Annotated in this window: 13 protein-coding genes (1 of these 13 cut by a window edge); 2 read left to right on the forward strand and 11 right to left on the reverse strand. The window is 48.2% G+C overall.

Features of this window, described 5'->3' with window-relative positions:
* Window positions 1-2: 2 nt before the first annotated feature.
* Together HWI92_RS21665 and HWI92_RS21670 are read right to left on the reverse strand one after the other, a co-directional pair.
* Window positions 3-737, reverse strand: a complete 735-nt coding sequence (locus tag HWI92_RS21665) for a LytR/AlgR family response regulator transcription factor (RefSeq protein WP_204659185.1) — start codon at window positions 735-737, stop codon at window positions 3-5.
* A complete protein-coding gene (locus tag HWI92_RS21670) occupies window positions 734-1,804 on the reverse strand; it encodes a sensor histidine kinase (protein WP_204659187.1) in 1,071 nt (356 codons plus the stop codon). The genes HWI92_RS21665 and HWI92_RS21670 overlap by 4 nt, the downstream gene beginning before the upstream one ends.
* Before the next feature lie 303 nt (window positions 1,805-2,107).
* Between HWI92_RS21670 and HWI92_RS21675 the strand changes: the two genes are divergently transcribed.
* Window positions 2,108-5,020 (forward strand): TonB-dependent receptor domain-containing protein, encoded by a 2,913-nt coding sequence (locus tag HWI92_RS21675; protein WP_204659189.1) that lies wholly within the window; start codon window positions 2,108-2,110, stop codon window positions 5,018-5,020.
* A 66-nt stretch (window positions 5,021-5,086) separates the two neighbouring features.
* Here HWI92_RS21675 and hemC read toward each other — a convergent pair whose 3' ends face one another.
* The 9 genes from hemC to HWI92_RS21720 all read right to left on the reverse strand — a co-directional run bounded on the left by hemC (window position 5,087) and on the right by HWI92_RS21720 (window position 11,849).
* The gene (gene hemC, locus HWI92_RS21680) at window positions 5,087-6,010 is read right to left on the reverse strand and encodes a hydroxymethylbilane synthase (RefSeq protein WP_204659191.1); all 924 of its coding nucleotides are present in this window, start codon (window positions 6,008-6,010) and stop codon (window positions 5,087-5,089) included.
* Between the two features lie 12 nt (window positions 6,011-6,022).
* Window positions 6,023-6,382, reverse strand: coding sequence for a helix-turn-helix domain-containing protein (locus HWI92_RS21685; RefSeq protein ID WP_204659193.1), 360 nt, complete (start codon window positions 6,380-6,382; stop codon window positions 6,023-6,025).
* A complete protein-coding gene (locus HWI92_RS21690; protein ID WP_204659195.1) occupies window positions 6,360-6,677 on the reverse strand; it encodes a type II toxin-antitoxin system HigB family toxin in 318 nt (105 codons plus the stop codon). Before HWI92_RS21690 ends, HWI92_RS21685 begins: the two co-directional genes overlap by 23 nt.
* Window positions 6,678-6,729: 52 nt before the next feature.
* The gene (gene rimK / locus HWI92_RS21695; protein WP_204659197.1) at window positions 6,730-7,632 is read right to left on the reverse strand and encodes a 30S ribosomal protein S6--L-glutamate ligase; all 903 of its coding nucleotides are present in this window, start codon (window positions 7,630-7,632) and stop codon (window positions 6,730-6,732) included.
* A 36-nt stretch (window positions 7,633-7,668) separates the two neighbouring features.
* Window positions 7,669-8,127, reverse strand: a complete 459-nt coding sequence (locus tag HWI92_RS21700; protein ID WP_204659199.1) for an ATP-dependent zinc protease family protein — start codon at window positions 8,125-8,127, stop codon at window positions 7,669-7,671.
* Entirely contained in the window at window positions 8,124-9,242 is a 1,119-nt protein-coding gene (locus HWI92_RS21705) for a DNA polymerase III subunit (protein ID WP_204659201.1), read from the reverse strand. The genes HWI92_RS21700 and HWI92_RS21705 overlap by 4 nt, the downstream gene beginning before the upstream one ends.
* A gap of 26 nt (window positions 9,243-9,268) precedes the next feature.
* Window positions 9,269-10,456 carry a putative sugar nucleotidyl transferase gene (locus tag HWI92_RS21710; protein WP_204664757.1) on the reverse strand — a complete coding sequence of 396 codons (1,188 nt, stop codon included), beginning with the start codon at window positions 10,454-10,456 and terminating at the stop codon, window positions 9,269-9,271.
* A gap of 116 nt (window positions 10,457-10,572) precedes the next feature.
* A complete protein-coding gene (locus HWI92_RS21715) occupies window positions 10,573-10,818 on the reverse strand; it encodes a type B 50S ribosomal protein L31 (RefSeq protein ID WP_204659203.1) in 246 nt (81 codons plus the stop codon).
* A gap of 122 nt (window positions 10,819-10,940) precedes the next feature.
* Window positions 10,941-11,849 (reverse strand): sugar phosphate isomerase/epimerase family protein, encoded by a 909-nt coding sequence (locus HWI92_RS21720; protein ID WP_204659205.1) that lies wholly within the window; start codon window positions 11,847-11,849, stop codon window positions 10,941-10,943.
* 442 nt (window positions 11,850-12,291) lie between these two features.
* Here HWI92_RS21720 and HWI92_RS21725 point away from each other — a divergent pair, with 442 nt between their 5' ends.
* On the forward strand, window positions 12,292-14,677 hold the 5' portion of the coding sequence (locus HWI92_RS21725; protein ID WP_204664758.1) for a ribonucleoside-diphosphate reductase subunit alpha. The gene runs 59 nt beyond the window's last position; 2,386 of the gene's 2,445 nt are visible here — the first part of the coding sequence; the start codon lies at window positions 12,292-12,294; its stop codon lies beyond the right edge, outside the window.

Below are 14,677 nucleotides of genomic sequence, written 5' to 3' on the forward strand. Positions count from 1 at the left end.
GCTCACATCCATTTACTTAAAAACTGGCTGAATGTATCCTTGTACTGATCGCTCACCGGGATTGTGGCCGTGCCGATCTGGATGGTGTTGCGGGTTACTGCACTGATCTTGTCCAGGTTGACAATAAATGAGCGGTGTACCCGCATAAACCGGGAAGGAGGCAGCTTTTCTTCGAGTGCTTTGAGGCTGGTCAGGGAAAGTACGGGCTTGGAGTCCGATTTCAGATGCACCTTTACGTAGTCTTTTAGTCCCTCGGTATACAGGATGTCATCGTAGGCAATGCGTACAAGCTGATACTCCACTTTCAGGAACAAGTATTCGTCCTTCGGCTCGGGTGAGCCGGAGGACGATGCTTTTTGGAGGAGTTCCGCGTAGCTCTGTGCTTTCGAAGCTGCGCGGAGAAACTCCTCGTAATTAAAGGGTTTTAGGAGATAGTCAAGAGCGTCGACCCGGAAGCCGTCTAGTGCGTATTGGTTAAATGCTGTTGTAAAAATAACCCTGGGAGCCTTGTTACCCGCTTTTTCAAGTATGCGGGCAAGTTCGATTCCTGTAAGATCAGGCATTTGTATATCCAGGAATATGACGTCAATTGCCGCATTCTGAATCATCTGCAAAGCCTCCACCGCGCTGGAATAACGTCCGGCCAGGGAGAGGAAAGGTGTTTTTTCAATGAATGCGCAAACCAGTCCGAGTGCCAGCGGCTCATCGTCCACCGCAATGCAATTCAGTACGTTCATGCAGTTTCCAGTTCCAGATGTACCTCAAACTCCTTTTCTTCCTTGTTTTCGTTCACGGCGAGCTGGTACTTGCCGGGATACAGCAGGTCGAGGCGGCGCTGGGTATTGGCCAGGCCTATCCCATTGCTTTCATCAAGGATGGCGCGCTTGTCGGTAAACAGGGTATTTTTTATTTCTACAAAAATCTTGTGATCCCTCTGCCGGATCTGAATGTCGATCCTGCTGGGCTGTACGGCACTTACACCGTGTTTAAACGCATTTTCTATAAAAGGTAAAAACAGCATGGGTGCAATGGAAACGTCATGGAGCGGGCTGGGCGGGTCCAGGTGTACCGTAACCTTATCGGTCAGGCGGAGCTGCATGAGCTGAATGTAATCCTGGGCAAATGCAATTTCCTGACTGAGCAGGACGGTGCCATGCTGCGTTTCGTACAGCACATACCGCATCATCCGCGATAACTTATGCAAAGCTTCCCGCGCCGCCTCCACGTCGATGACCGTCAGGGCGTAAATGTTATTGAGCGTATTGAAAAAGAAGTGCGGGTTGATCTGCGCTTTCAGAAATGACAGCTCCGAGTTAATCTTTTCCTTTTCAAGATTTTGCCTGAACTGCTTGTCCATCTGGGCCGTTCTTACAGCAGCTACGCTGGTGCTTAACCCTATGACCATCAATGCAGTAAGCAATGAGAAATAGTCGAGCCGGTCATGAGGCTTTTTATCCCCATTCAATTCCCTGGCTTCTTTAAAAGCACGGTCCATCTGCTCGCCGTGATTAATAAATATTTTGACCTGTTCAATGCATACCGCCAGCATCACCACCGAGATGATGTTGAACAGGATAAACTTCATATACCGGTTCTTGGCGAGGTACTTAGGAAACCAGAAATAGTAGTTGAGGTAAAATATGCTGATCAGCAGTGTGAAAAGTACCGTTTGCTTGATCCAGAATGAGATCGGGAATACAATCTGCCAGCTGAGCGGCTGCCACATCAGGAATAATCCCAGAAAGCTCCATCCTAAAATATGCAAGAAAACCGGTGGGTATTTCTTGGCAGCCCGTGTGTCCATGAATAGATTCAATTAGTTCGTTTGCCAGAAAACGCTGCATTCGGCTGCAATCTTACACCTAAAAAAGGTAAGCAGCCATTTCAATCGATCAATGTACGGGAAATACCGACTGTTCGCACAAGCCAGTCTATCAATCCGGCCGGCAGGCGGGCACGTGCTTTTATAAAGAGGTAAACATGCCGTTATCGTTCAAAAACAGCTGTTGATCGGTACATACCCGTTTTCCGTCTATCCCCTTTTCAAGACTGGAAAAGAGCAGCTTATTTTGATATTCCGCAGGATACATTTTCAATACCTCAAACCATGAAACTTGTTTTACGAATTACACTTCTCACCCTGCTGACAGGGTTTACATCAACAGCATTTGCCCAGTTTCCCGGAGGTGGCGGTGGACGTCCCTCAGGTGGAGGCGGAGATTTCCAGCGTGGCGGTGACCGTCAGCGCCAAACAGCCATCCCCGGTACCCTGGATGACGCACCCAAAGGCAGCGGCAAGATCAAGGGGATACTTGTAGATTCCATCAGTAAAAAGCCCGTAGAATTTGCAACGCTTGCACTGGTCGATACCAAAACCAACAACCCAATTGATGGTACCACCACCGACGAGAAGGGACAGTTCAGTCTTAGCAAGGTAGCATCGGGAAACTTCAATATCCTGATTTCTTTTATCGGGTATAAAACAAAAACCGTTAAGGACATCAAAATTGATCGCAAAACAGACCTGGATCTGGGCTCAATTGCGCTTGCACCTGATGTAGTGCAGCTCAAAGAAGTGGAAGTGGTCGGTATGGCGCAAATGATCGAGGAGAAGGTAGACCGCCTTGTTTACAATGCTGAAAAAGACATTACCAGCAAAGGTGGGGACGCGTCGGACGTTATGAAAAAAGTGCCGATGCTGACCGTGGATCTGGACGGGAACGTTTCCCTCCGCGGCAGTTCCAATGTGCGCGTGCTGATCAACAACAAGCCTTCCACGATCATTGCTACCAGCGTAGCCGATGCATTGAAGCAGATTCCCGCGGATATGATCAAGTCGGTGGAGGTGATTACATCGCCTTCGGCCCGGTACGATGCGGAAGGTTCGGCGGGGATCATCAACATTGTTACCAAAAAAAGTACGATACAGGGCGGTACCCTCAATGTGGATACCGGCATTGGAAACCGGGGTTCCAACCTGGGGCTCAGGGGCAATTACCGGGTTGGCAAAATGGGTTTCAGCCTGGGCGGGTTCGGCCGGTTCAACTACAATATGCCGGGTAAATCAGAAAACCTGCAGGTAGGTAAAATTGAGAACTTCTCGATCAGACAAACAACCAAGTCGGATAACCGTACTGCATTTGGGTCCTATAATCTGGGCTGGGATTACGAGATCGATTCCAAAACATCCCTGTCGGCAGGGGTGCGTTATGGCTTGCGGAACATGAAAAACACGCAGGAGCTCACCACCTTCAACACGCAGGGAACAAGCACCACAACTTCTTACCGGGATGTGGATGTAAAAGATCTGTCGGGTACCTGGGACGTGAATGTAGATTACCTGAAAACACTCGGCAAGCCGCAGCAGGAGCTGAGTATTTCGACCCAGTTCAGCCGCAACAACCGCACTAATGATTACGACGCCAATGTATTTGCATTAAGTACCAACCAGATCCGCGAAATGCTCGGCTCGCAGGGAAACAATAACAGCAGCCATAACCAGGAAAGTACGGTACAGCTCGACTACCAAACGCCAATCAAGGAAAATCAGCTCCTCGAAATTGGTGGTAAAGGTATATTCCGGCAGGTAGTAAGTAATTATGATTACTACAATACCATGGGTACGCCTCAGGCAGCCAGCAACCTCGATTACGACCAGAATGTAGCCGCAGGATATTTTTCTTACACTTTGTCAACCAAAAGCAGGTTTACGATTAAGGCGGGAACGCGTTATGAGTACACCAGCATCAATGCAACCCAGGGCGAGCAGGGGAGTCTTAACCTGCCCGCCTACGGTAATCTGGTACCCAGCATCAACCTGTCGCAGACTTTCGGAAAAGGACAGACGGTGAAGCTGGCCTACAACCGCAGGCTGCAGCGCCCGGGTATCCAGTTTCTGAATCCCAATGTAAATGCGGCTAACCCGCTAAATGTTACAGTTGGTAACCCCAACCTGAGTCCCGAGCTTACCGACCAGGTGGAATTGGGGACCAGCTTCTTTAAAAATTCAGTGTATGTCAATGTATCTACGTTTGCCAGATTTACCAATAACTCCATTGAAAGCATCCGTACGACCAGCCCGGAAGGGGTGATTACAACAACTTACGGGAACATTGGGGAGAAGAAAAATGTGGGGGTAAACATCTTTGGTAACATTACCTTCTTTAAAAAATGGCAGGTTGGAGGAGGTTTTGATGCCTACTATGCAAACCTGTCTAACAACAGTCCGGATATTTCATTGCAGTCGTCTAACAGTGGCTTTGTACTTAGTGGTCGCTTCCGTACCAGCCTTACGATCAAAAATGGCTGGGGATTGCAGGGCGGCGGTTTCATGCGTGGCCGGGAAGTGCAGCTGCAGGGTACCCAGGCAGGTTTCAGGATGTATGACCTGGGGATCAAAAAGGATTTCAAAAACAAGCGCGGCAGCATAGGTTTTGGTATGGAGAATTTCCTGGCACCTTCATTTAAAATGAAAACCAGCCTTGAATCAAGAACATTTACCCAGAACAATACCAATTATCTGTTTAACCGCGGTTTCAGGGTGAACTTCTCGTACCGATTGGGTAAAATGACATTTACCGAACAAAAAACGCGCAGAAGAAAGTCTATCAATAATGATGACCAGAAAAGCGAAGGCGGCGGTATGGATGCAGGCGGCGGACAATCAGCAGCACCTGCCATTACTGTTCCTACAAACCGTCCGGCAGGCAGCCCGGCTGGTACCAGGACGCAGGGGGGATTGCGCTCGGCGACAGACAGCACGCTGCGTTCACCCCGTGAAACCATCGTGAACCCCAATGCAGCACGCCCGGACTCTGCTGCAAAACCCATGGTTGCGCCTGATTCACTGAAAGCTCCGGTAACTACGCCTGATTCTACCATCAAGCCAGCAACTACCCTGCCCGATTCGACCATGCGGCCTGACAGCACAGCACGTCCTGCATTACCAGTACAACCAATGAAGCAGGATTCTACCGCAAGACCGGTAGTTCCTGCGGATTCAATCCCGAAAAAAGAATAATACGGTATATAGCAACAAAAAACCCGGCTCAATGCATTGAGCCGGGTTTTTTGTTGATTGGTAAAGCTATTGATGTCCTTTGATCTCTTCTAAAATCTGACCCGCGCCGGCATCCAGCAATTCATCGGCAATGGCTGTTCCCAATTGCTCGGGGTAAGTTTCGGAGCCGGCGAGTGTTTTACGGATCACTTTACTGCCGTCCAGGCTGATGATGCCGCCCGTCATGCTCAGCTGCTTTGCATGCAGCGTTGCCATCCCAAATACAGGAACACTGCATCCGCCCTGCAGTTTGTGCAGGAATGCACGTTCGGCCAGCAGGCACTTTTCAGTATCTTCATCATTGAGCAGCGCTTTGAGCAACGCTTTCTTCTCACCGGAAAGCGCCGAGGCGCATTCAATGGCTACGCTACCCTGGCCCACAGCAGGTGTAAACTCGTCCAGCAGCAGGTGTTCGGCAATCAGGTCGTCGTACTCCATGCGGTGAACGCCGGCATAGGCTAAAAGCAATGCATCACACTGGCCTTCGTCGAGCTTTCTGAGGCGGGTCTGAAGGTTACCGCGCATGTCTACGGTTTTGATATGCGGGTAAAAATGTTTCAGGACTGCAATGCGCCGCGTAGAGGAAGTGCCTACCACGAATGTTTCGCCGCTCTTTAAGGAAAGGCTTGTGTTCCGGCTCACCAGCACATCATTTGCTTTTTCTCTTTCGGTAAATGCGATGAGTTCAAATGCCAGGTCCAGAGACGATTGGAGGTCTTTGGCACTGTGTACTGCAATGTCAATGGCGCCAGTAAGAAGCTGATCTTCAAGTTCCTGGGTAAATACCCCCTTGCTCCCGATTTTAGCAAGTGACCTGTCAAGAATCTTGTCTCCTTTGGTTTCGATAATAATGATTTGGGTATCAATCCCGTCTTTCTGCAGCATTTTCTCAACGTAGTATGCTTGCCATAGTGCGAGTTTGCTGCCGCGGGTTCCTATTTTTATTAGCATTATAAATGTTCGTTAATAAGGTTGAATCAGCACCTGTGCCGGAATGTGGAGCTTCTCGTTCAACTTTCGGATCATGGAAAGGCTCAATTTTCTTTTACCGGATAGTATCTCGGACTTCCGGGAGCGATAGCCCAGGATCTCTGACAGCTCCTTCTCAGTCATGCCCATCTGGTCCAGCCTGAACCTGATTGCTTCCAGTGGATTGGGTGCAGGCAGCGGATAATGTTCATTCTCATAATCCTTTACAAGAATAGAGAGTACTTCAAGTTCATCAGATTCCGGCGACCCGGGAAGAACCTCTTCCTGCATCAACAAATAAATTCGGCCTAGCGCCTCCTCGTACTGTCTGTCATTTTTTACCGGAGTTATCATAACTAATCTGTTTTGCATCGATCTGATCATATTCCTTGTGTGTGCCAAACCATACGATAAAGACAATCTTCAATCTGAATTCAATATCCACTATCAAACGGAATTTATTACCGTGAATATTGAAAACTACCCTTTTACCGGTCAGCACAGAGGCACTCTGGTATTGTGCCTTTAACTGGTTTGGCGACTCCCAAATAGCAGAGGAAGCTTCCTCGTACCATGACAATAGTGCCTGTTCCGCGTGCGGATGTTTGTCTAAATAATATTTAAGCGTTTTTACCGCGATAATACGCATATCGAAGATAGTGTGTGTTACCAAAGTGGTAACATTGTTGTCTAATTAACTGCTACACCCCAACAGTATCTCCTTCATCGGTCACAATCCTGTCTTCAATGTAAGCAACAATTAATGAGGCAATATCAATCCCGCTGATCTCTTCAATGCCGCGGAGGCCGGGGGATGAATTGACCTCCATCACCAGCGGGCCACGCGCTGATTGCAGCATATCCACGCCGGCGATCTTCACACCCAATGCTTTTGCAGCAGACACCGCCGTATGTTCTTCTTCGGGTGTGAGTTCGATCACACAGCCTTCGCCACCCCGGTGCAGGTTGGAGCGGAAATCGCCCTCGGCTCCCTGCCGCTTCATGGCTGCAATTACCTTGTTGCCGATCACAAATGCACGGATATCAGCCCCGCGGGATTCAGCAATGTATTCCTGGATCAGGAAGTTGGCACGCAGTCCGTAAAAAGCTTCAATGGTCGACTTGGCAGCTTTGATGGTCTCGGCCAGTACCACACCCACGCCCTGAGTTCCTTCCAGCAGCTTGATAATGACCGGCGGACCTCCCACAAGATGGATCAGCTCATTCACCTGGGACGGGTTTTTGGCAATGACGGTTTTAGGAATATCAACACCCGATTTGGCGAGTACCTGCATGCTCCTGAGTTTATCGCGGGAGCGGAGTATGGCCTGCGACTTTACGGTCGTAAATACCTTCATCAACTCAAACTGACGCACCACTGCACAGCCAAATCCCGTCACCGAAGTTCCGATTCTTGGAATCACGGCGTCTATTTCGTCGAGCGGCTTGCCTTTATAGAGCAGGGTAGGTCTGCCGCCTTCGATCATGACAAAGCATTTGACATGGTCGATAACCAATGCCTCGTGACCGCGTTGTTTGATTGCCTCTACCAGACGCCTCGTTGAATAAAGGTCGGGGTTGGTAGATAATACGGCGATTTTCATAAAATGGCTTTAAGTAAATGAAGATGTGGTGGGGGTTCAATGAGGCTTCCCGGCTTTTGACTGTTTACGGGAAAATGAAAGGTCTTTCTGGGCGACGTCTACGACAAAACGGTTTTTCAGGAGCTTTCTTCCCAGCAGGATCGGATACCTCATTTTGCGGCGGTTGGCCAGGGAAAATTCTGTTCTTATTTTTTTACCAAAAATCTCAATCCTGGTTTTAATCACATAACGCTTTTCTTCTTTGCCAAATGAATTGCGTACGATCGTTTCCTTGAAGTTTCTCGCATAAAATGACTGCGGAGGTGCGCCGTTTTTATAATCCAGGAAAAATTCAAGGATTACCTCATCATCTTCACTTTTTACCAAACGTACCTTGGAACAATGTATAGCCGAAGTAGCAGCCCCCGAATCGACCCGGACAGGCACCTGGTGCCAGCCGAGCTCAGGCAGGTCTGCCACATCGGTGGCACCGATCACCGTCAATGCAGGTTTCATTTGCGCTGAAAGAAGTGGGCCATGGTAAGCGACAGGTCGAGAAAGACCATTTTGGCACGAACATTACGTTCGATATGGTAGTAGGCAATGTTTACCTCTTCAATCATTTTACTCAGCGCTGTCATGCTGACGGCTTTGGAAAAGTTCTGGACGAAAGTAAGTTCTTCCTCGGGAACGCGCAACAATTCGCCTGCGCCGTGACTCCAAAGGAGCATGTCCCTGAAAAGCCGCAATGCATATTCCATCACTCCTTTTTGCTTTTCCTTGGACATAACATCAAAGCTGTCGGCTAGCCGTACGAGGTGGGACACGTCATATTTATAGCAGGAGCGCATCCATCCGGCAAACCAGCCCGACCGGTCGTCGTCAGCTTCCTGCACAAGCTTCATGGCCTCGGACAGATTTCCGTCGCAAAGGAATGCGACCTGGCTGGCGACGCTGTCAGTTACCGAGAGGTCTTTCAACACACTTCGTACATCCTTATCGGTAAAAGCGGGAACGGTAATGCGCTGGGTGCGCGAAATCACGGTGGTCAGCAGCTTGTCGGACTGATCACTAACAAGCAGAAAAAGGGTTTTCTGAGGCGGCTCTTCCAGTATTTTCAAGATTGCATTGGAAGAGGACGCATTCATGATATCAGGTTTCCAGATCAGGAGAATTTTATATTCACCCTCATAGGCTTTCACCGAAAGTTTCCTGAGGATACCCCGGGCCTCCTCCACGGAAATGTTTCCCTGCTTGTTCTCGGCCTGAATAAAGTCGAGCCAGTCGGGCAGGACGCGATACGGGCTTTCCAGTAAAAATGTCCGCCACAGCGGCAGGAAAGCCTCGCTTGTTTTTCCGTCTGCTTTTTTGGAGGTAGCAATGGGAAAAATGAAATGCATGTCGGGATGCACGAGTTTCTGCATTTTCACGCAGGAAGCACAAACCCCGCAGGAATCGTTCTCACTCCGGTTTTCGCAATTGATGTAAGTCGCAAATGCGAGTGCCATGGCAAGGCCGCCGCCTCCGGCCGGGGAGTCAAAAAGCTGTGCATGTGCCAGGTGGCTGTTGTGCACGGAGCGGCGGAGCGTCGCTTTGATATGTTCAAGTCCCGGAATGTTCTGAAAGAGCACGGCAGTATGATTTTGGAAAAGCCTTGTCAGGCCTTGCGTTGTTCTTTTGTATTTTCAAAAATGTAACGCATGATGTTTTCATCCGATGCTGTGAAAGCGACTTGTTTTCTTTCTACCGTATCCCGGGCAACACCCAATGCTTTTTCGAGCCGGTACTCCTCATAGCCTTCGGCCTTGCCGCCCCAGGTAAACGAAGGTACATGCTTGGCCTGGAATCCTGCTCCAAAAACATTTACACCTACCCCTACCACAGTACCTGTATTAAACATGGTGGAGATACCCGCTTTGGAATAATCACCCATGATCAGTCCGCAGAAAATCAACCCGGTTTCGGAAAAGCTACCGGATGCATAGCTATACAGCTTTACAACAGTATGGTCGTTTTTGAGATTGGAATTGTTGGTATTGGCGCCCAGGTTGCACCACTCGCCCAGCACAGCATTGCCCAGGTAGCCATCGTGGCCCTTGTTGCTGTTGCCTGAAATTACGCAGTTGCTTACCTCACCGCCTACCTTGCAATGCGGCCCTACGGTGGTATTGGGGCGGATTTTGGCTCCCTGAGCCAGTATGGAGTATTCACCCAGTGAAAAGGGACCCTGTATCATGGAGCCTTCCTGAACCACGGCATTCCGGCCGATGTAAACCGGACCGTTTTCGGCATTCAGGATGGCAGCCTTGATGACTGCACCTTCTTCAATGAAAATCTGTCCGGGATGGTAGCAGTGTGTAAATGGATCGGTGAGTGCTGCTGATTTGCGGTTTTTCGTAATGCGTTCAAAGTCGGCCCTGATCTGGTTCCCATTCTGAAGAAATATATCCCAGACCTGCCGGATCAGTGTGCAGGGTTGATTATAGCGGACTGATTCTGAAAGAGCATCTGCTCCGGGATGCCATTTTTCAGCACGCACTGCGAGGGTTTCACCGGACGCATTGACGAGCTTCGTGTCAGGCGCAAGTTCCTGAATGGATTTTACCAGATCCTGATCCGGGCACAAGGCGCCATTGATGTACAGATTTCCGGAGGTATGCCTGACCGGGAATTTTTCAGAAAGATAGTCCTCGGTCAGAAACGACACGGAGGTTTGCAGATAGCCTTCCCACTTTTCAGCAATCGTGTGGATGCCACAACGAATCAGCGCGACGGGCCGGGTGTAGGTAAGCGGTAAAAGCTGTGTGCGGAGCGCCGGATCGTCAAAAAGAATGATATTGGGCATCAGGTTAATCGTATGTGCTGCCAAAGTTCGGCCATTTTTCACATATGGCAAAAAAGAAAACAGCCTCCCGGACAGAACCGGAAGACTGTTTTACAGCTAACCTTAAAAAGCCGGAATTATTTTTGTCCGTAACGCTTTCTGAATTTGTCAACACGGCCCGCAGTGTCAACCAGTACGTTTTTACCAGTATAAAAAGGGTGTGATTGTGAAGAAACCTCTACTTTGTATACAGGATAAGTTTTGCCGTCTTCCCAAGTAATTGTTTCGCTGGTATCAATTGTCGAGCGGGTAATGAATTTGAAATCGCTAGACAAATCCCAGAAAACCACGTCTCTGTAATTGGGATGAATATCTTTTTTCATTGGTATATAGTATTATTTGTTTCTATGCTTCCCTGAAAAGGATTGCAAAAGTAAGCATTCTTTTTGTTCAACCAATAGTAGCATCTGATCTTTTTACAGGTAATACTCTAACAGGTAGCTTCCTACACATCTGCAAGCTGTTGTTTCAGTACCTCGATCCCTTTTTTAGCTTCTTTTTCAAAATCGTTGTACACAAAGCATTCAATAGACAATCCCCCTTTGTAGCGGATCTGCTTCAAGGCGCTCAGGTATGCACGGAAATCGTCGCCTTTTACACCCGGCGGCGTGCGGTTTTCTTTTTCAGCAATGTGGCAGTGTACAATATGCTTGCCGTATTTGACGATCTCAGTAGCAGGTTCATCTTCTTTCAGCATGTGGTAAATGTCGCACAGCAGTTTTATGCCGGGACTTTTGACAGCTTCCACGATCTCCACGCCCTCGGCCAGGCTGTTGATAAAGTTGGTTTCGCCCCGATTAAGTGGCTCTACGGCAATCGTTACCCCATATTTTTCGGCCAGGGGCGCCATTCTTCTGGTGAGTTCAATGTGCTGTGCCTTGGCTTTGTTCCGGTCAAAGCCTTCGGGTATGATTCTTGAAGCACCGCTCCCAAAAACAACGTACTGGGAATTGCATTCTTTGGCACGTTTCAGCACCAGTTCAGTCCTTTCCAGAATTGCCTCATGGTTGGCATCGGGACCCAGCGTTTTTAATGTGCCGGGGAGCAGTATAACATATGATTTAATGGGAAAATGTTGCTGATGCAGCTGTTCCAGGTTTTTGGAATATTGTGCGTCCGTAGCTGGCAGCAGAAAACCTGAAACAGACTCTTCAATGTAGGTACAGCCCGCCTCTTTCAGGAAGTTGGCTTTGTCATAAGCAGCATACACACCCAGTGCCAGATTGTATGCACGGTTGGAAGGTAAAATGGAGGCCGATGACAGGGCGGGTGCTGCTATGAGCCCCGCAGCTGCGCCGGCAGTACTTCTGATAAAGTCTCTTCTGGAAGAGGAACTGGTCGTTTTGTCAATCATATCATCATTTAGTAGTAAGTAATAGTGTTTGTTCAAGTTTTTCTTATCTTCTTAATGATCCCCTTTTAGAGAAGTTCACCTATTTAGAATGTATTTAATTAAGAAAAAGATTGTAAAGAGCTGATAATTAGGTATTGATATAGTAAAAGTTTAAGAATAAAAAGACATATTCTGAAAAAATGTTTACAAATTTTTAAAGGAAAATAATTTGAAAATTTTTTCAGGTTCAAATCTGGTAACCTTTATACTTAACCGCTTTACAATAAGAAGCTTAACAATTTGGTAATTTGTACTATACCCATACGCCCATTTTGGTGACCATTTTGCAGGTTGTGTTTGATCCTTTTTTGATGTTATTTCAAGCCTCCCAAGTTGATTTATCTACTTCATTTTTCAAGAGAAAACAACGCTAACTTCCTATAAACCAACAACTATTATGTCTATGTATGTCATCAAGCGGGACGGCCGCCGCGAATCTGTGAAATTCGACAAGGTGACCGCCCGGATCGAGAAACTGAGCTACGGTCTGGACACCAACTACATTCAGCCGGTAGAGGTTGCCAAAAAGGTGGTCTCAGGTATTTACGACGGTGTCACCACTGCCGAGCTGGACAACCTGGCTGCTGAAACCGCTGCCTCGATGACTACAAAGCATCCCGACTATGCGATTCTTGCTGCACGTGTAGCTATTTCCAACCTGCATAAGAATACATTAAAGTCTTTCTCCGCTACCATGAAGCGGCTTTACACATACACAGACTCCAAAACAGGCGAGAATGCCTCTCTGATTTCCCGTGAGGTTTATGAAGTGATCCGCCAGAACGCATCACTTTTTGACTCCACTATTATATATGACCGCGACTATGCCTACGATTACTTTGGTTATAAGACGCTGGAAAAATCATATCTCCTGAAAATTGAGGGAAAAATTGTTGAAAGACCACAGCATATGCTGATGCGTGTAGCTGTGGGTATTCACCAGGACGACGTGCAGGCAGCTATTGAAACCTACCATTTATTGTCTGAAAAATGGTTTACGCATGCTACGCCTACCTTGTTCAATGCAGGTACTCCAAAGCCGCAGATGTCGTCTTGCTTCCTGCTCACGATGAAGGAAGACAGCATCAACGGAATTTATGACACCCTGAAAAACTGTGCGCTCATTTCGCAATCGGCAGGAGGTATCGGTCTGAGCATTCACGATGTGCGGGCAACAGGTACTTATATCAAAGGAACCAACGGGCAGTCGAATGGTATTGTCCCCATGTTGCGCGTGTTTAATGATACTGCCCGGTATGTGGATCAGGGAGGAGGCAAGCGTAAGGGTTCTTTTGCAATTTATATGGAGCCGTGGCATTCTGATATCTTCGATTTTCTTGACCTGAAAAAGAACCATGGCAAGGAGGAGCAGCGTGCGCGCGATTTGTTTTATGCACTCTGGATTCCGGACTTGTTTATGAAACGCGTGGAGGCCAATGATACCTGGTCGCTTTTCTGCCCGCACGAATGCCCCGGCCTGGCCGACACGCATAGTGAGGAGTTTGAGCGTCTGTATGAAAGGTATGAGCTGGAAGGAAAAGCCAGAAAAACGATCAAGGCACAGGATCTCTGGTTTGCGATCATGGAGTCGCAGATAGAGACGGGTACACCTTATATGTTGTACAAGGACCATGCAAACAGCAAGTCTAACCAGAAAAACCTGGGTACAATCAAGTCTTCAAACCTCTGTACCGAAATTATCGAATACACTGCACCGGACGAAGTGGCGGTTTGTAACCTTGCTTCCATTGCATTGCCCAAGTTTGTAGAGCAGGGTGCCGATGGTATCATGCGTTTTGATCACCGTAAATTGTACGAAATAACCAAGGTTGTCACACGCAACCTGAATAAGATCATCGACCTGAACTACTATCCTGTTCCGGAAGCTGAAAAAAGCAATAAGAGACACCGTCCGATCGGTATCGGAGTACAGGGCCTGGCGGATGCATTCTGTGTATTGCGCATGCCTTTTGATTCTGATGAAGCCCGTCAGCTAAACAAGGATATTTTCGAGACGATCTATTTCGCTTCAATGGAAGCATCTATGGAGCTGGCCGTCAAACATGGTCCGTACGAAACATGGGCAGGCAGTCCGATCTCACAGGGTATCTTCCAGTTTGACATGTGGAATGTTACGCCGGAAAGTAAAAACTGGGATTGGGAAAGGTTGAGAAAAGATGTGGTTCAGTACGGGGTTCGCAACTCTTTGCTGCTGGCACCGATGCCTACCGCGTCCACCAGCCAGATTTTGGGGAACAACGAATGTTTCGAGCCATTTACATCCAATATATATGTGAGAAGGGTATTGTCGGGAGAATTTGTGGTTGTAAATAAATTCCTGCTGAAAGACCTAGTTAAGCTGGGACTCTGGAATGAGGAGATGAAAAACAACCTTGTGCGGGCCAGCGGGTCGGTACAGGCGATCCCGAATATTCCTCAGAATATCAAAGATCTTTATAAGACTGCCTGGGAAATTAAGCAAAGGAGTCTGCTGGATATGTCTGCCGACAGGGGTGCCTACATCTGCCAGTCACAGTCGCTCAATATCTTCATGGAAGAAGCCAACTTCGGCAAGCTGACATCCATGCACTTCTATGCCTGGAAAAAAGGGTTAAAAACGGGCATGTACTACCTGCGTACACGTGCCGCGTCGGATCCTGTACAATTTACTGTCAGCAAGCAGGCAGAAGTACAAATTGAGCCGGCTATGGCTGTGGTAGCAGAAAAAGAGCTGAACTACGTCCAGTATGCAGAGGAGCGCACCAAACCGGCCCCTGTGCGTGACAGCC

The sequence above is a fragment of the Dyadobacter sandarakinus genome (assembly GCF_016894445.1).
In the GTDB taxonomy this organism is placed as follows: Bacteria; Bacteroidota; Bacteroidia; order Cytophagales; family Spirosomataceae; genus Dyadobacter; species Dyadobacter sandarakinus.

Excerpts from the sequence above, each read along its gene's own strand:
- HWI92_RS21665 (WP_204659185.1), bottom strand. The coding sequence starts at position 737 with ATGAACGTACTGAATTGCATTGCGGTGGACGATGAGCCGCTGGCACTC.
- HWI92_RS21670 (WP_204659187.1), bottom strand. The coding sequence starts at position 1,804 with ATGGACACACGGGCTGCCAAGAAATACCCACCGGTTTTCTTGCATATT.
- HWI92_RS21675 (WP_204659189.1), top strand. The coding sequence starts at position 2,108 with ATGAAACTTGTTTTACGAATTACACTTCTCACCCTGCTGACAGGGTTT.
- hemC (WP_204659191.1), bottom strand. The coding sequence starts at position 6,010 with ATGCTAATAAAAATAGGAACCCGCGGCAGCAAACTCGCACTATGGCAA.
- HWI92_RS21685 (WP_204659193.1), bottom strand. The coding sequence starts at position 6,382 with ATGATAACTCCGGTAAAAAATGACAGACAGTACGAGGAGGCGCTAGGC.
- HWI92_RS21690 (WP_204659195.1), bottom strand. The coding sequence starts at position 6,677 with ATGCGTATTATCGCGGTAAAAACGCTTAAATATTATTTAGACAAACAT.
- rimK (WP_204659197.1), bottom strand. The coding sequence starts at position 7,632 with ATGAAAATCGCCGTATTATCTACCAACCCCGACCTTTATTCAACGAGG.
- HWI92_RS21700 (WP_204659199.1), bottom strand. The coding sequence starts at position 8,127 with ATGAAACCTGCATTGACGGTGATCGGTGCCACCGATGTGGCAGACCTG.
- HWI92_RS21710 (WP_204664757.1), bottom strand. The coding sequence starts at position 10,456 with ATGCCCAATATCATTCTTTTTGACGATCCGGCGCTCCGCACACAGCTT.
- HWI92_RS21715 (WP_204659203.1), bottom strand. The coding sequence starts at position 10,818 with ATGAAAAAAGATATTCATCCCAATTACAGAGACGTGGTTTTCTGGGAT.
- HWI92_RS21720 (WP_204659205.1), bottom strand. The coding sequence starts at position 11,849 with ATGATTGACAAAACGACCAGTTCCTCTTCCAGAAGAGACTTTATCAGA.